The 15798-nt window shown below is 67.9% G+C and carries 14 protein-coding genes and 1 pseudogene; 9 read left to right on the top strand and 6 right to left on the bottom strand.

From position 1 onward, the window contains the following. Nucleotides 1–5: 5 nt before the first annotated feature. Entirely contained in the window at nt 6–1673 is a 1668-nt protein-coding gene (locus tag KTR9_RS06425) for a serine/threonine-protein kinase (protein WP_014925715.1), read from the bottom strand. A gap of 131 nt (nt 1674–1804) precedes the next feature. On the opposite strand from KTR9_RS06425, the gene KTR9_RS06420 reads away from it, so the two are divergent. Further along, a complete protein-coding gene (locus tag KTR9_RS06420) occupies nt 1805–2971 on the top strand; it encodes a pyridoxal phosphate-dependent aminotransferase (protein ID WP_044506066.1) in 1167 nt (388 codons plus the stop codon). Between the two features lie 23 nt (nt 2972–2994). Here KTR9_RS06420 and KTR9_RS06415 read toward each other — a convergent pair whose 3' ends face one another. From KTR9_RS06415 to KTR9_RS06395, 5 genes are all read right to left on the bottom strand, one after another. Beyond that, nucleotides 2995–3978: an LLM class F420-dependent oxidoreductase gene (locus tag KTR9_RS06415; RefSeq protein ID WP_044506064.1), complete on the bottom strand. Its 984-nt coding sequence runs from the start codon at nt 3976–3978 to the stop codon at nt 2995–2997. Nucleotides 3979–4011: 33 nt separating this feature from the next. Continuing rightward, the gene (locus KTR9_RS06410; RefSeq protein WP_014925712.1) at nt 4012–4680 is read right to left on the bottom strand and encodes a GntR family transcriptional regulator; all 669 of its coding nucleotides are present in this window, start codon (nt 4678–4680) and stop codon (nt 4012–4014) included. A 96-nt stretch (nt 4681–4776) separates the two neighbouring features. Next, a complete protein-coding gene (locus KTR9_RS06405; protein ID WP_014925711.1) occupies nt 4777–5763 on the bottom strand; it encodes a transketolase family protein in 987 nt (328 codons plus the stop codon). Between the two features lies 1 nt (nt 5764). Further along, nucleotides 5765–6655, bottom strand: a complete 891-nt coding sequence (locus KTR9_RS06400; RefSeq protein ID WP_014925710.1) for a transketolase — start codon at nt 6653–6655, stop codon at nt 5765–5767. Beyond that, nucleotides 6652–8031: an MFS transporter gene (locus tag KTR9_RS06395; RefSeq protein ID WP_014925709.1), complete on the bottom strand. Its 1380-nt coding sequence runs from the start codon at nt 8029–8031 to the stop codon at nt 6652–6654. Before KTR9_RS06395 ends, KTR9_RS06400 begins: the two co-directional genes overlap by 4 nt. A 167-nt stretch (nt 8032–8198) precedes the next feature. Between KTR9_RS06395 and KTR9_RS06390 the strand changes: the two genes are divergently transcribed. The 8 genes and pseudogenes from KTR9_RS06390 (at nt 8199) to KTR9_RS06360 (ending at nt 15798) form a co-directional block, all read left to right on the top strand. Then, nucleotides 8199–9044, top strand: a complete 846-nt coding sequence (locus tag KTR9_RS06390) for a sugar phosphate isomerase/epimerase family protein (RefSeq protein ID WP_014925708.1) — start codon at nt 8199–8201, stop codon at nt 9042–9044. A gap of 27 nt (nt 9045–9071) precedes the next feature. Then, a complete protein-coding gene (locus tag KTR9_RS06385; RefSeq protein ID WP_014925707.1) occupies nt 9072–9842 on the top strand; it encodes an SDR family NAD(P)-dependent oxidoreductase in 771 nt (256 codons plus the stop codon). Between the two features lie 124 nt (nt 9843–9966). Next, nucleotides 9967–10548 carry a TetR/AcrR family transcriptional regulator gene (locus KTR9_RS06380; protein WP_014925706.1) on the top strand — a complete coding sequence of 194 codons (582 nt, stop codon included), beginning with the start codon at nt 9967–9969 and terminating at the stop codon, nt 10546–10548. Further along, nucleotides 10541–12097, top strand: a complete 1557-nt coding sequence (locus KTR9_RS06375; protein WP_014925705.1) for a flavin-containing monooxygenase — start codon at nt 10541–10543, stop codon at nt 12095–12097. The genes KTR9_RS06380 and KTR9_RS06375 overlap by 8 nt, the downstream gene beginning before the upstream one ends. Then, a complete protein-coding gene (locus tag KTR9_RS06370; RefSeq protein ID WP_014925704.1) occupies nt 12094–13812 on the top strand; it encodes a GMC family oxidoreductase N-terminal domain-containing protein in 1719 nt (572 codons plus the stop codon). The genes KTR9_RS06375 and KTR9_RS06370 overlap by 4 nt, the downstream gene beginning before the upstream one ends. A gap of 322 nt (nt 13813–14134) precedes the next feature. Then, nucleotides 14135–14404: pseudogene (locus KTR9_RS26840) on the top strand (GIY-YIG nuclease family protein); the annotation flags it as partial. Nucleotides 14405–14462: 58 nt separating this feature from the next. Next, nucleotides 14463–15092, top strand: a complete 630-nt coding sequence (locus tag KTR9_RS06365; protein ID WP_014925702.1) for an alpha-ketoglutarate-dependent dioxygenase AlkB — start codon at nt 14463–14465, stop codon at nt 15090–15092. A 187-nt stretch (nt 15093–15279) separates the two neighbouring features. After that, nucleotides 15280–15798, top strand: a complete 519-nt coding sequence (locus KTR9_RS06360) for a hypothetical protein (RefSeq protein ID WP_014925701.1) — start codon at nt 15280–15282, stop codon at nt 15796–15798.

Here is a 15798-nt window from a genome sequence, read left to right as displayed (position 1 = left end):
GCTCCTCACGTCTCGACGAGGCAGTACCCGATCGACTCCGGTTCGTAGAAGACCCATTTGGTCTCGTCGCCGGAGCAGGTCACCGAGGCGTCCGAGCGCGTGGTGACACGGGCGAGGACCGTCTGCGCCGTCGCCGCACTGGCGCAGGGGGCTTCCCGGTAGTCGGCGAGGGAACCGCCCGAGAGCGGCACCAGATAACAGAGGTCCTCGTAGAAATTCGGTGTGAGACAGAGCTTGTCGGTGCTGTCCGGGAAGGTGAGCGTCGAATTCTGCGGGCTCGCGCACGACGTCGACGAGGCGATCTTCGACGCGGTGTAGAAGTTGAGCCCGGCTGAATCGCAGTCGACCTTCGAGGCGTTCACACTCGTCGCCGACCCGGAATCGGTGGCGATGCCGATGCATTCGCCGACCTCCACGTCCCCTGGCCCGTTGACCGCCGAGGTCGAGGTGTCGGGCGTGCGGGGCGCCGAGGTGCCCGCAGCGGAGGTGGTGGTCTCCGGCCCGGCGGCCGTGGTGGATCGCGACGTCGAGGTGCCGCCCGCGGACGGCGCGCTCGACACCTGCGTCGCGACGTACACGACCCCGGCGGCGATCGCGAGGACGAGGATCGCCGCGAGCGAGCCCAGGGCGATCAGCAGCCCGGACCGCTTCTTCGGCGGGGGCGGCGCGAAGCCGGCCTGCGAGGGATACCCGCCGGGATACGTACCGGGCGGCGGGAGATGGTTCGAATACGGTTGCGGTCCAGGTGGATGGCTCGCCGGCGGTCCCGGAACCGGTACCGGCGGTGGCACGCGCGCCGGTGCACGCACCGTCGGCTCCTTGGACAGCTGCGGTGCCGTGAGCGCGCGTTCGAGGTCCGCGGCGAACTCGCGGCAGGACCCGTAGCGGCGGTCGGGCTCCTTCGCGAGCGCGCGACCGAACACCGCGTCGACGCTGCCCGAGATGCCCGGGCGCAGGGTCGACGGGCGCGGCGGCATCGACTGCAGATGATGGGCGATGATCGACGCGGTGCTCGCACCCTGGAACGGCGGCCGGCCGGTCAGCAGTTCGAAGACGGTGGCGGCGAGGGCGTACTGGTCCGCCCGCGGGTCCACCGGATCGCCGAGCAGCTGCTCGGGGGCCGCGTAGGCGACGGTGCCGAGGAAGACGTTGGTCGAGGTGAGGTGACTGACGTCCTGTTCGGATTTGGCGATCCCGAAGTCCGCGAGCAACACTCGCGGCTCCGGGCCACCCACGCCCTGGAGCAGGATGTTGGCCGGCTTGACGTCGCGGTGCAGGAGTCCGGTTGCGTGCGCGCGGTCCAGCGCCGCGCCGACGGCACGCACGATGGCGATCACCGTCGGGGTGTCGAGCCCCTGCGGGTTCTGCCGGAGCAACTTGAGTGCATCGATGCCGTCGATGTACTCCATCGCGATCCACAGGTGGCCGTCGTACTCGCCGGAGTTGAAGATCGTCACGATCGCCGGGTGCACGACACTCGAGGCGTGCTCGGCTTCTTTGACGAAGCGCTGCCGGTACATCGGGTCACGGCTGAGATCGGCGGGCAGGACTTTGAGCGCCTCGTTACGCGGCAGATGCGGGTGTCTCGCGAGATAGATCTCGCCCATCCCGCCGCGGCCGACGAGTCGGATGATGGTGTAGCCGGCGAAGTGCTCGCCGGGATTGCGCGGCATCGCTCCTCCTCATCCGTCGGCGACTGGGGTCAGTCTGTCACTCCGGCAGCACCCACCGCGACCCCGTCGAACCCGCAGTTCGGGACAGGTCCGGTGTCCTCGCAGAGTGCACCTGTGCCACTGTGGGATCCATGTCATTCGAGGACAGGACAACCCGCCGCCTGCGTCCGTTCGCCACGACGATCTTCGCCGAGATGTCGGCGCTGGCGGTCGCGCACGACGCCGTGAACCTCGGACAGGGCTTCCCGGACACCGACGGGCCGGCGTCGATGCTCGACGCCGCACGGAAGGCCATCACCGACGGGCGCAATCAGTATCCGCCGGGGATCGGGGTGCCGGAGTTGCGTGACGCCGTCGCGCGGCAGCAACACGACCTGTACGGCCTGGACTACGACCCGGACCGCGAGGTGCTGATCACCGTCGGGGCCACCGAGGCGATCGCGGGCGCCGTCGTCGGGCTGGTGGAACCGGGCGACGAGGTCATCATGATCGAGCCGTACTACGACGCCTACGCCGCCACCGTCGCGATGGCCGGGGGTGTGCGGCGCGTCGTACCGCTGGTCCCCGACGGCGACGGTTTCCGCCTGGATCGCGATCGTCTCGCCGCGGCCTTCGGGCCGAGGACGTCGATGGTGCTGGTGAACAGCCCGCACAACCCGACGGGCACCGTCCTGTCGCCCGACGATCTCGCCGAGATCGCACGGCTGTGCGTCGAACACGACGTGGTTGCCGTCACCGACGAGGTCTACGAACACCTCGTCTTCGACGGGCGGACCCACACCCCGCTGGCGACGCTGCCGGGGATGCGGGAACGCACACTGCGGATCTCCAGCGCCGCGAAGACCTTCAACTGCACCGGCTGGAAGGTCGGCTGGGTGAGCGGACCGCCCGAACTCGTCGCCGCGACACGAACGGCCAAGCAGTACATGTCCTACGTCGGCTCCGGACCGTTCCAGCCCGCGGTGGCGCACGCCCTGGACCACGAAATGGGTTGGGTACGCGAATCCGCGCTGGCACTGCAGGCCAAACGCGACCTGATCTCGACCGCCCTGACAGATGCGGGTTTCGCGGTACACCGGAGCGAGGCAACATATTTCGTCTGCGCCGACCCACGGCCGCTCGGCGTCGACGACGGCATCGAATTCTGCCGGTCGCTACCCGAACGCATCGGCGTCGCCGCGGTGCCGGTGAGCGTGTTCACCGACGACCGAGAGCCCTGGCACCATCTGCTCCGATTCGCCTTCGCCAAACGCGACGACGTGATCGCCGAGGCCGCCGAGCGGCTACGCCGACTCTGACTGCCGGCTGAGGTGCGACAAGCTCAGCGCAACGCCGGGATGACCCGCTCCTCGAACAGTTCGAGATCCTCGCGGTCGACGGCGATGTTCGGGAAGTAGCAGATCCCGTATGCCATACCGGCCTCGGCGAGGCCCCGCAGGTTCTCCGCGACCTGTTCGGGTGTACCGACCGCGGGCATACCCCGGAATGCTCCGAGACTGCCGGCGGCGGCGTCGGGTCCGACGGTCTTGCTCAGCCGGGCTTCGAGGTCGGCGAGTTTGCGCTCCACGTCGGCCTCGGTCTCACCGAGCATGACGTTGTAGTTGGCCGACCGGGTGATCGACTCGAAGTCGCGTCCGAGATCGGCACAGTGCTGTTTCAGCACCTCCGATTTGTGCGTGAAACCTTCCGGCGTGCCGTCGAAGTTGGTGTAGTCGGCGTACTTCGCCGCGATCCGCAGGGTCTTCTTCTCCCCGCCGCCGGCGATCCACAGCGGCAACCGTCCGGCCGTGGGCTGCGGGGCACAGATGGCGTCGTCGACGGTGTAGTGCTTGCCGTCGAGGGTCGCCCGCCCGGTCTCCCAGGCCTGCTTCATGATCTGCACGCCCTCGTCGAGTCGCGCCAGCCGCTCACCCGCCGACGGGAATCCGTAACCGTATGCCCGCCACTCGTGTTCGTACCACCCGCCGCCGATGCCCATCTGCACGCGACCGCCGGAGATCAGGTCGGCGGTGGCCGCGACCTTGGCCAGGTACATCGGGTTGCGATAACTCATCGCGGTGCACATCTGCCCGATCTCGACCCGACTGGTGGTGGCGGCGAGCGCCGCCACCAGCGTCCATGCCTCGTGGGTGGCCTCGTCGGTCGGCAGCGGCACGGTGTGGAAATGGTCGTAGACCCACACCGAGTCCCAGCCGCCCGACTCGGCGCGGTCGGCGACCGACGACATCACCCCCCACTGGTCCGCGGGTTCCACACCCACGAGATCGAGACGCCAGCCCTGGGGAATGAAGAGTCCGAATCGCATGGCGTCCAACTTACGCGGGGACGTGATTACGCGTCAGATCGCAGTCGCGATGAGGTTGTCGGCAGCCCAGTTCAGATGTGCGACAACAGCGTCCCGCGCCCCGCCCGGGTCCCCGGCGGCAATGGCGTCGATGATGACGGCGTGACGGGCCACGTCCATGTTGCCCACGGCACGATCGGTGCCGGCGTACATGATCGACATGCGGATCGAACCCTCGAGGGAGGTCCACGAGTGCACGAGCGTGTCGTTGCCGGTGAGGCGACACAACGCGCGGTGGAAGTCGAGATCGGCTTCGATGCGATCGTCGAGCCGTTCGGTGCCGGCGCTCTCCATCCGCGACAGGGTGTCCCTCAGCTCGGCGACATGGCCGTCTCGTTCGGGCTGCGCGGCGAGTTCGGATGCGGCGAGGGATTCGAGGGCACCGCGCACGGCGAAGATGTCGCGGACCTCCTTCTGATCGAGGCTGCGCACCGAGAGCCGGCCACGCGCGCCCGACACCACGAGGCCCTCCTGTTGCAGCTGGCGCAATGCCTCGCGCAGCGTTCCGCGGCTGATACCCAGACGTTCGGACAACTCGGTTTCGACGAGCGCACTGCGAGGGCGGAGCTCACCGCTGGTGATGGCGGTACGCAGGGCCGCGACTGCCTGCTCACGCAGGTTGGTCCGCTGCAGACCCAGCAGCGCGCCCTTCTGGTCCGCCATGCCCGTCCTCCTGTCGACAACAACGATGTTGACTGCTGTTTGTTGACAAGAGTCTACGTGCACGGAATGTCCAGAAGGGCGCATGGCGGCCGCCGGTCAGAGTTCGGCGAGGACCCGGGACTCGATGCTGTCGGTGGACAGTCCGTACCGGTGGTGCAGGGTCGGCAGCGCGCCGGCGGCGAGAAACTCGTCGGGCAGCGCGATGGCACCGACCTGGACACCGAGTCCGCGTTCGACGACGGCCGCGGCCACGGTCTCGAACAGTCCCCCCACCCGCGTGTGGTTCTCCAGGGTGTAGGCGCGTCGCCCCTTCGCCAGCTCCGCGAGGACGGTGGCCGAGTCGAACGGCTTGATGGTCGGCGTGTGGACGACGCTCACGTCCACATTGTGCCGCTCGAGCCGCTCAGCGGCCTGCAGCGCACGCATGGTCATCAAACCGGAGGAGACGAACACGACATCGTTGCCGGGGCGCAGCACCTTCGCCTTGCCCAGTTCAAAGGTGTAGTCGTACTCGTCGAGAACGGTGGCCACCTTGCCGCGCAGCAGGCGCAGGTACGACGGGCCGGGCGCCGCCGCGAGTTGCGGTACGGCCTGTTCTAGGTCGACCGAGTCGCAGGGGTCGACGATGGTGAGGTTCGGCATGCCGCGGAAGATCGCCATGTCCTCGGTGGCCTGGTGGCTCGGGCCGTAACCGGTGGTGAGTCCGGGCAACCCGCCGACGATGTTGACGTTCAGGTTCGGCTCGGCGATGTCGAGGCACAGGAAGTCGTAGGCGCGGCGCGCGGCGAAGACCGAGTAGGTCGACGCGAACGGGATCAGGCCGGTCTCGGCCATACCGGCCGCGGCACCGAACAGCAGCTGCTCGGCCATACCCATCTGGAAGAATCGGTCGGGCATCGCCTGCGCGAGGATGTGCATGTCCGTGTACTTCGCGAGGTCGGCGCTGAGGCCGACGATCCGCGGATCGGCTTCCGCGGCACGAACGAGTGCGTGGCCGAACGGCGCCGCCACGGTTCGCTGACCGGGGTCGACGAACGAGGCGATCATCGCCGAGGTCTTGAGTTTCGGTGCGGTGGTGGTCATGTCAGGCCTTCGTACTGTTCGATGTGAAACGTTCGGTGAGCTGGTCGCGGCAGATCTGCCACTCGTGGTCCTCGATCCGCATGAAGTGCGCCTTCTCGCGTTCCTCGAGGATCGTCGCGCCGTAGCCGACTCTGGTGTCGCAGACGACGATCGACGGTGTCCCCCGCGGGGTGGCCCGGGAGGTCACGTCGTCGAAGGCCTCGAGGAGCGCTGCCGGATCGTTGCCGTTGACCCGCCGCACGTACCAGCCGGCGGCCTCCCACTTCTGCTCGACCGGTTCGATGTTCAGGATCCCGGCCGTCGGGCCGTCGGCCTGCAGTGCGTTCATGTCGACCATCGCGATCAGGTTGCCCAGTTGATGGTGATGCGCCCCCATGGCAGCCTCCCACGTCGAGCCCTCGTCGAGTTCGCCGTCGGACAGGAAGTTGAAGACCCGGGAGCCCGAACCCTGATGGCGCAATCCGAGGGCCATCCCGACCGCGACGGTCAGTCCGTGGCCCAGTGAGCCGCCGGAGATCTCCATTCCCGGTGTGTACGAGGCCATCCCGGACATGGGAAGCCGGGAGTCGTCGGCCGCGTAGGTGAGCAGTTCCTCGGTCTCGATGATGCCCGCTGCTGCCAGCGCCGCGTAGAGACCGATGGCGTAGTGCCCCGTCGACAGCAGGAAGCGGTCGCGTTCAGGCCATTCCGGGTCGTCGGCACGGTGACGGAGTCGGCCGGCGTAGACGGTGGCGAAGATGTCGGCGGCACCGAGCGCCTGGCCGACATATCCCTGGCCCTGGACCTCGCCCATGTCGATGACATGGTGGCGCATCCGGTAGGCGAAGTCGGTGACGGCGGACAACCGATCGGTGGTGCCGGCCTCGGCGACGGTGGTGGAGGTGAGAGTCACAGCAGTTCCTTGGTGGGATTGGATACGAAAGAGCGTTCGGCGACGAGGTCGTGCTCGGCGGCATCACGCTGTGCGTCGGCGACCATGCGACGCTCTGCGGGGCCCCACGTCTCGCGGGTCAACAGTGCGGCGACGAGGCCGATCGCGGCGTAGGCGGCGAACAGCAGGGCCGGTCCGACCCAGCCGAGCCAGATGAAGAGCAGAGTCGTGATGAAGGGCGTGAACCCTGAGACCATGGCCGAGATCTGATAAGCGAGCGAGGCCCCCGAAGCGCGGCGCGCGGCGTCGAACAACTCGGGGAACCACGCGCCCTGCGCACCTGCCAAGGCGTTCTGGCAGACGGCATAGGACAGGATGATCGTCGCGGCGATGAACAGGATCATGCCCGTATTGACCAGCAGGAACATGGGGATCGCGAAGAGTACGGCGAAGGCGCACACACCGATGTAGACCGGGCGCCGGCCGACCTTGTCGGTGAGCGTGGCCCATCCGACGGTGGCGGCCACTCCGATCGCGGACGCGATGCAGAGCGCCGTCAGGGTCTCGCTCTTGGTGGCGAGTTCCTCACTGTGCAGGTACGAGATCATGTAGGTGATCGACACGGCGTAACCGGCGGTCTCGGCGATGCGAAGTCCGATGCCGCGCAAGATGTCTCGCCAGTCGTGCTTGATCGACTCCATCACCGGTGACTTCTCCACCCGGCCCGACTCCTTGACCTCGTCGAAGACCGGGGACTCGGGGACCTTCGCGCGGATGATCAGTCCGACCGCGACCAGCACGATGCTGGCCAGGAACGGCACCCGCCACGCCCAGTCGCCGCCGAGGTGGACGCTGCCGAGGAACACCAGGTTGGCCAGCAGCAGCCCTACCGGGAACCCGGCCTGCACGATGCCGGTGTATCTCCCTTTCGACCGCCACGGCGCGTGCTCGTAGCTCATCAGGATCGCGCCACCCCACTCCGCGCCGAACGCGAGGCCCTGCACAATACGCACGATGACCAGGAGGATCGGCGCGATCACGCCGACCTGGGCATAGGTCGGGAGCAGGCCGATGACGAAGGTCGCCAGGCCCATCACGATCAGCGAGGCGACCAGGACCGGTTTGCGGCCGACCCGGTCACCGAGGTGTCCGCCGATGATGCCGCCGATCGGCCGGGCGGCGAATCCCACGCCGAGCGTCGCGAACGCGGCGAGAGTGCCGGCCACCGAACTCTGTCCGGGAAAGAACGCGGTGCCGAAGTACAGGGCCGCAGCCGTACCGAAGCCGATGAAGTCGTAGGTCTCGATCACGGCGCCGACCGAGGAGCCGACGGCAACGCGTTTTGCATCCGGCGTGCCCTCGATCGGGCCGCGCATCTGGAGTGCCGCTGTCGTCATCGCACACCCCTCCTTCGAATAGTGGGTCAAGTTTCTCAGTGAGCGTTGGGCCTCAACAACCACGAGTGTGACCCGTCGCACTTTCATTGTTAACAGTCGACGGTTGCCGGTTGACTGTTAGTTCGTCGACCCCTAATGTGTGCTGCATCACGACAAGGAGGTGGACGATGCGCCATCCGCGACTCGGCTGCTCGACGATCACGTTTCGTCGACTCGATCTCGACCGTGCCCTCGGCACCATCGCTGAGCTGGGTTTTCGCGAGGTCGACCTGGGTTCACTACCGGCGGTGTGCGAACACGTCCCGCTCCGGCTCGACGGCCGGTCCCGATCCCGGGTCGTCACCGCGGTTCGGAACAGCGGACTGGCGGTTCGCTCGATCAACGCCGACATCGGCGATCTGAACCGGCCCGCCACCCGCGCCGAACTCGACGCCGCTCGCGTGCACCTGGACAGCCTGCTGGCGCTGGCGACCGATGTGCGGGCGACCGCCGTGGTACTCCCGAACGGCGCGCTCGCCCATGACCCGGTCGAGACGCTGGGCGCCGACCTCGATCGGGTCGCCGACCGGCTGGTCGAGGCAGCCGGAGCCGCCTCGACCTACGGCGTCGAACTGTGGACCGAGTCACTCCACGTTCACCGCTTGTGCTGTACCGCCGAACGCGCGCTGGCACTGGCCGCGCGCCTGGAGGGCAGCACGGTTCGGCACGTCATCGACTTCAGCCACGTCGTCGCCGCCGGGGCCGACCTTGCCGAGACGATCGACGCCCTCGGTCGGGGCATCGCCCACGTCCATCTCCGCGACGCCACTCCCGGCGACATCAACCTCAGCATCGGGCGTGGCGTCGTCGACTTCGCCCAGGGCCTGATCGCATTGCAGCGCAATGCCTTCGACGGTCATCTCACCTTGGAGCTCGAGACACACGACGTCGACGACGCCGATCGTGCGTCAGCCGCGGCGGCGGCCGCCGACACCATCGAACCGCTCCTGAACCTCGACTCCGTCAGTACCTGAACGTCTTTCACAGCAAGGAGATCCACCATGAGCACCCAACGCACCGCCATCGTCACCGGCGCCGCATCCGAGACCGGCCTGGGCCGGGCAACAGCCGCGCGCTACGCCGAGGACGGTTGGGCCGTCGTCGTTCTCGACCTCGACGGCGAGGCATCGGCCAAGGTCGCCGCCGAGATCGGGAACGCCTATGACGTTCCCGCGTTCGGCACCGCCATCGATGTCGCCGACGAGTCCTCGGTCACTCGGGCCCACACGGCCATCGCGGCCGAGGTCGCCTCGGGCGCACTGCCCGCGGTCGGCGCACTCGCCAACATCGCCGGCATCACCTCGCCGGTCCCCTTCCTCGAGACCACCCTCGACCTGTGGAACAGGGTGATGGCGGTCAACGCGACCGGCACCTATCTCGTCACGAAGGCGTTCCTGCCGGACATGATCGACAACGGCTGGGGTCGCATCGTCAACATGTCGTCAGTGTCCGCCGAGCGCGGCGGCGGCGTCTTCGGCAAGGTTCCCTACTCGTCGGCCAAGGCCGCCGTCCTCGGCTTCACCAAGAGTCTCGCGCGCGAGCTCGGCGATTGCGGAGTGACCGTCAACGCCGTCGCGCCCGGCGCCGCCGACACCGCGATCCGGGTCGGCAGCACCGCCGAGCAGGAGGCGGCGATCGCCGCGAGCATCCCGCTCGGACGCGTGGCCACCACCCGAGAGGTGGCGTCGGTCATCACCTTCCTGAGCTCCGAGGACGCCGCCTACCTCACCGGCACCACCATCGACATCAACGGCGGAAGCCACATGCACTGACGCACCGTTTCTCCCGTTCAGCGATCCGCCCGGCCACCCCGTACCGGGCGGATCGTTGGTCCCCAGGGCGCCGAGTCAACGAAACTTACAAGCAGTCCGGACTGTTTGTGCTATCGTCGCCGATGTGACCGAGCCCACCCGAACCCCGCGTCGACGCACCCAGGCCGAGCGCACCGCGACAACGCGTGCGCTGATCCTCGACGCGACCGTCGACGCCCTCGTCGACGTCGGTTACGCGGCCACCACCACGCAGGAGGTGAACCGGCGGGCCGGCGTCTCCCGCGGGGCCCTGCTGCACCACTTCCCCACCCGGGAATCGCTCGTGGTCGCCGCCGTCGGACACCTCGTCGAACGCCGGCTGGCAGAGATCCTGTCGCGGCCCCGCACCGGTGACGAGGGTCTGGAAATTCTCATCGAGGCGTTCAGCGGCCCACTGTTCGATGCCGCGCTCGAGTTGTGGGTCGCCGCCCGGTGCGACGTCGGCTTGCGGACCGCGATCATCCCGCTCGAACAGCAGGTGTCCGACGCGCTCGCCGTGGGGTCTGCCGAATTGTTCGGTGACCGCTACACCGCCGCCGAACTCGAACTCTCCATCGAACTCGCACGTGGCCTGGCCGTGTCGCGCATCTTGCGCTCCCCCGACGCCGACCGCGCCCTGCTCGACGATCTCCTGCCCGTCTGGAAGGAACTGCTGACCCATGACTGACACCAGTCCCACTCCCCTGCACGAGAACACCCTGCCCCGACGCGTCGACGTCCTCGTCGTCGGCGTCGGGTTCGGCGGACTCGCGGCCCTGCACAGGCTCCGCACAGATCATCCGCAACTGCAGGCCCTGGCCATCGAACGCGCCGACGGCGCAGGCGGCGTCTGGCGGGAGAACGACTACCCGGGAGCGGCATGCGATGTGCCGACGTCGCTGTACTCCCTGTCCTTCGCGCCGAACCCGGACTGGTCCAACACCTACGGTCGGCGCCACGAGATCCACCGCTATCTGCGTTCGGTCGCAGCCGGTTTCGCCGATCAGATCCGCTACAACTGCGCCCTGACGTCGGCACGGTGGGACGGCGGCGCACAGGAGTGGGTCGTGGTGACGACCGACGGCGAGATCCGGTGCCGCTACCTGGTGGCCGCGCCCGGCGCCCTGTCCGAACCGGGACTGCCAGCCGTCGCCGGAGCGGATGAGTTCACCGGCACGATGTTCCACTCCGCGCAATGGGACCACTCCCACGACCTGCGCGGCCGCCGCGTCGCGATCGTCGGAACCGGCGCGTCGGCGATCCAGATCGTGCCCGAGATCGTCGACGAGGTAGGACATCTGACGGTCTTCCAGCGCACTCCCGCCTGGGTGGTGCCGCGTCTGGACCGCAACATCGGCACGCTCGAACGCGCGCTCTATCGTCGCGTTCCCGGAGTCCACCGGCTCGTCCGGAGGATGGTGTGGACCTATCGCGAGGCCTACGTGCTCATGATGGCCCGCAATCCCAAGCTGCTCCCGATCGCGAAGACCATCGCCCTGGCACAGCTGCGCGTCCAGGTCCGCGACCGCGCCCTACGTCGTCGGCTCACCCCCGACTACACCATCGGCTGCAAGCGGATGCTGTTGACCAACAAGTGGTTTCCCGCGCTCCAGCGCGACAACGCCACCGTGACCGGCGCGATCACCCGCCTCACCGCGCGTGGCGCCGTCGACGACCAGGGCCGCGAACACGAGGTCGACACAGTGGTGTTCGCGACCGGGTTCACCCCCACCGAACCGCCGATCGCGTCGGTGATCACCGGACGCGACGGCCGCACCCTCGCCCAGGCGTGGGCCGGTTCGCCCCGCGCCTACCGCGGGGTCGAGATCCACGGCTTCCCCAACCTGTTCTTCCTGTACGGCCCCAACACCAACCTGGGCCACAGCTCGATCGTGCTGATGCTGGAACCGCAGGCGTACTACATGAGCAAGGCACTCGCCGAACTGTCCCGCAGCGGCCGTTCGGCGGTCGAGGTCACCGAAGCCGCCCAGGATCGCTACAACTCCGACCTTGACCCCGAACTCGAACGCACGGTGTGGAATTCGGGCGGATGCTCGAGCTGGTACCTCGACTCCACCGGACGCAACTCGGTGATGTGGCCGAAGTTCACGAGCGACTTCCGTCGGATGATGTCGTCGTTCGACCCCGCCGACCACCGGTTCGACGATGCGATCCCCGCCGCCGCATCCGTGCACAGCGCCACCGAGACCGACACCGAGAGGACCGTCGCACCGTGAGTTCCATCCCTGACCACTACGACGCGATCGTCATCGGCTCCGGTTTCGGCGGTTCGGTTGCGGCCCTGCGACTCACCGAGAAGGGTTACCGGGTCGCCGTCGTCGAGTCCGGACGCCGTTTCACCGACGGCGATCTGCCCAAGACGAGTTGGCGCCTCAAGGACTATGTGTGGGCGCCCGCGCTCGGACTGTTCGGTGTGCAGCGCATGCATCTGCTGCGCGACGTCCTCGTCATGGCCGGCGCCGGCGTCGGCGGCGGATCGCTGAACTACGCGAACACCCTGTACCGGCCGCTCCCCGCCTTCTTCGACGACCCGCACTGGGGGTCGATCACCGACTGGGCGTCCGAGCTCGACCCGTACTACAACCAGGCCTCGCGGATGCTCGGCGTGACCACCTATCCGAAGGTGACGCCCGCCGACCGCGTGATCCGCAAGGTCGCCGAGGAGATGGGTGTCGGCGACACCTTCGTCCACACCCCGGTCGGCGTGTTCTTCGGCGAGGCGGGCAAGACCGTCGACGACCCGTTCTTCGGCGGCGCCGGCCCCGCGCGCACCGGGTGCACCGATTGCGGTGCGTGCATGACGGGTTGTCCGGTGGGAGCGAAGAACACCCTCGTCAAGAACTATCTCCACCTGGCCGAACAGGCCGGCGCCGAGATCATCCCGATGACGACCGTCGACACCGTCCGGCCGCGTTCGCGCGGCGGGTACGTCGTGGAGTCGCACCGGTCGGGCCGTCGCTGGTCGCGCCGCGGGCGCCGCGCGTTCACCGCCGATCACGTGGTGTTCGCCGCAGGCACCTACGGCACCAACAAGCTGCTGCTGAACATGCAGCAGGGCGGCCACCTGCCCGGGCTGTCGTCTCGCCTGGGCAAGGTGGTCCGCACCAACTCCGAGGCGGTCCTCGCCGCCACCGCCCGCGACCTCGAGACCGACTACACCGAGGGTGTGGCGATCACGTCGTCGTTCCATCCCAATGCGCACACCCACATCGAGCCGGTGCGATACGGCAAGGGCAGCAACCTGATCGGCCTGCTGCAGGCGATCCTCGTCGACGGCGACGGACGCCTGCCGCGCCCGTTGCAGGCACTCGTCGAGATGGTCCGCCATCCGCTGATCACGCTCCGCGGCCTCTCCGTTCACCGCTGGTCGGAGCGTACGATCATCGCGCTCGTCATGCAGACGGCGGACAACTCCCTCGAACTGTTCTCCCGCCGAGGCCGATTCGGCCCGATGCTGCGCAGTAGGCAGGGTGCGGGCGATCCGCCGCCGACATGGATCCCGGAAGGGCACGACGCGGTGCGTGCCGTCGCGCGCGAGATCGACGGCGACGCGGGCGGTTCCATTGTCGACCTGCTGAACATCCCGATGACCGCGCACTTCCTGGGCGGCTGCTCGATCGGTCGGTCGGCGCACGACGGTGTGGTGGATCCGTACCACCGAGTGTTCAACCACCCGGGCCTGCACGTCGTCGACGGTGCGACCGTCTCCGCCAACCTCGGTGTCAACCCGTCACTGACGATCACCGCGCAGGCCGAACGCGCGCTGGCGATGTGGCCGAATGCCGGCGAGGCCGACCCACGGCCCGAGCTCGGTGCGTCGTACCGGCCGGTCGAGCCGGTCGAGCCCCATCACCCGACCGTGCCGGCGCACGCACCCGGCGCGCTCCGCCTCCCGATCACGCCGGTGTCCAACACTTCACGCGCTGGTTGAGCCGGTTCCCCTCCGCTGGTTGAGCCGGCAGCCACCCCCCGCTGGTTGAGCCGGCAGCCAGCCCCCCCTCGCTGGTTGAGCCGGCACCGAGCGCAGCGAGGCGCCGAGTCGAAACCACTTGGTGACACCCCCACTGGTTGAGCTCGCCGCCACCCACCGCTGGTTGAGCCGGCCCCGAGCGAAGCGAGGCGCCGAGTCGAAGCCACCTGGTGACCCAAACGCCGAAACTCACCCCACACGGCACCTGTGGAAACTCTCGCCGCTCACCGTCGGCTGTGGAAACCTTGGCTGATTCGTCGCAGCAATCCTCGACAGTCGTCTCATGCCCGGATTCCTCTACATCCTCCAATGCTCAGACGGCACTCTCTACGTCGGCAGCACCCGCAACGTCGAGCACCGCGTCGACCAGCATCAGACCGGGAATGGATCGCGGTACACGCGGCCTCGTCGGCCGGTTCGGCTTGTGTACCAGCAGGAGTTCCCGCACATCGGCGAGGCCTACGCAGCCGAACGCCGGATTCACGGATGGTCTCGCGCGAAACGCATCGCGCTCGTCGAAGGGAAGTTCGACCTGCTTCCGGAACTGTCGCGGTCGGACACAGGATTGCGATCAGTCGAACACACGTGCGAAACCGGTGTAGACTGCGCTCATGTCTGTGGGCACTCAGGGCTCGTTGTTCTCGGAACAGTCTGCGGAGCCAATACTCGGCGATCTGTCGGCCTCGCTCTCGCGTCGTCCACTGAACGAGGGGGCATGGGTTGACCTTTGCCCTGGTTGGATCGGCGGGGCCGACGTACTCTTCGACCGGCTCCGCGAGTCCGTCCCCTGGCGCGCCGAGCGTCGTCGTATGTACGAACGGGTCGTCGAGGTACCGCGGCTCGTCTCGATCTACCAGGCCGATCAGCGATTCCCCGACCCGATCATCGCCGAGGCTCGCACCGCCCTGACCGAGCACTACCGCGATGAACTGCCAGAGGGATTCGCGACAGCCGGGATAAGCCTCTATCGAGACGGCGAGGACTCAGTCGCGTGGCACGGCGACCGCATCGGTCGAGCATCCACACACGACACCATGGTTGCCATCATCTCGCTCGGCGCCCCTCGGCCCCTGATGCTCAGACCCCGCGGTGGCGGGCGGTCGCTGAAGTTCACCCTCTCCTCGGGCGATCTACTCGCGATGGGCGGAAGTTGTCAACGCACCTGGGAACACGCAGTGCCCAAGGTTCGTGGCGTCGGCGCGCGGATCAGCATTCAATTGAGGCCGCCCGGGGTGTGGTGATCTAAGCCGGTCCGGTCACCAAGTGGCTTCGACTCGGCGCCTCGCTCCGCTCGGTGCCGGCTCAACCAGCGGAGGGTGGCTTGGTGCCGGCTCAACCAGCGGAGGGTGGCTTGGACACAGCTCGACCAATAGGACGATCCTCGTGCTTTAATCATTTCGTTATAAACCGCGAGGACCGAGAGAAGCCATGAAGCGCACCCGTATCGCCGCCGCCCTGCTCGCCACCGCCGCCCTGGCCCTGCCGGTCGCGCCGGCGTCCGCCAATCCGCTCGACACGCTGTTCGGAAGCGCCAGCGGCAGCCTCGACTCCGGCAGCGCCGCGCTCGGCTCGTCGGGTGGCGACAAAGTGACGCACTACGGCAAGCTCGGCCGTCCCGGCGCACCGAACGGCATCAAGTCGATCAACGTGTGGGTCTACACGCCCGACAAGACCCCGGCCGTCGTGCCGAACACCTTCCCGAAGAACTCGCGACTGGGTGTGCGCTGGAACTCGATCATCGACGCCGGTCCGATCGTCGACGGCAACGAGTGCCGCATGGAGGTCCGCCTGTCCGGACCCAAGGTCCCCAAGCAGGCCGCACTGTTCAAGACCCAGGACTGCACCGCGGTGAAGTCCTACTTCTTCAAGGGCGCGGGCGACTTCACCATCCGCGTCACCGACACCGTCTCCGGCGCGTCGAACAGCATCGCGTTCAGCGTTCAGTGA

The organism is Gordonia sp. KTR9 (assembly GCF_000143885.2).
Classification (GTDB): Bacteria; Actinomycetota; Actinomycetes; order Mycobacteriales; family Mycobacteriaceae; genus Gordonia.
This window is presented reverse-complemented; position numbering and strand designations above follow the sequence as displayed.

What these genes read in the sequence shown, in the direction of transcription:
- KTR9_RS06375 (WP_014925705.1), top strand. Translation starts at nt 10,541, where the DNA reads ATGACTGACACCAGTCCCACTCCCCTGCACGAGAACACCCTGCCCCGA.
- KTR9_RS06420 (WP_044506066.1), top strand. Translation starts at nt 1,805, where the DNA reads ATGTCATTCGAGGACAGGACAACCCGCCGCCTGCGTCCGTTCGCCACG.
- KTR9_RS06415 (WP_044506064.1), bottom strand. Translation starts at nt 3,978, where the DNA reads ATGCGATTCGGACTCTTCATTCCCCAGGGCTGGCGTCTCGATCTCGTG.
- KTR9_RS06365 (WP_014925702.1), top strand. Translation starts at nt 14,463, where the DNA reads ATGTCTGTGGGCACTCAGGGCTCGTTGTTCTCGGAACAGTCTGCGGAG.
- KTR9_RS06395 (WP_014925709.1), bottom strand. Translation starts at nt 8,031, where the DNA reads ATGACGACAGCGGCACTCCAGATGCGCGGCCCGATCGAGGGCACGCCG.
- KTR9_RS06360 (WP_014925701.1), top strand. Translation starts at nt 15,280, where the DNA reads ATGAAGCGCACCCGTATCGCCGCCGCCCTGCTCGCCACCGCCGCCCTG.
- KTR9_RS06410 (WP_014925712.1), bottom strand. Translation starts at nt 4,680, where the DNA reads ATGGCGGACCAGAAGGGCGCGCTGCTGGGTCTGCAGCGGACCAACCTG.
- KTR9_RS06390 (WP_014925708.1), top strand. Translation starts at nt 8,199, where the DNA reads ATGCGCCATCCGCGACTCGGCTGCTCGACGATCACGTTTCGTCGACTC.
- KTR9_RS06405 (WP_014925711.1), bottom strand. Translation starts at nt 5,763, where the DNA reads ATGACCACCACCGCACCGAAACTCAAGACCTCGGCGATGATCGCCTCG.
- KTR9_RS06385 (WP_014925707.1), top strand. Translation starts at nt 9,072, where the DNA reads ATGAGCACCCAACGCACCGCCATCGTCACCGGCGCCGCATCCGAGACC.
- KTR9_RS06425 (WP_014925715.1), bottom strand. Translation starts at nt 1,673, where the DNA reads ATGCCGCGCAATCCCGGCGAGCACTTCGCCGGCTACACCATCATCCGA.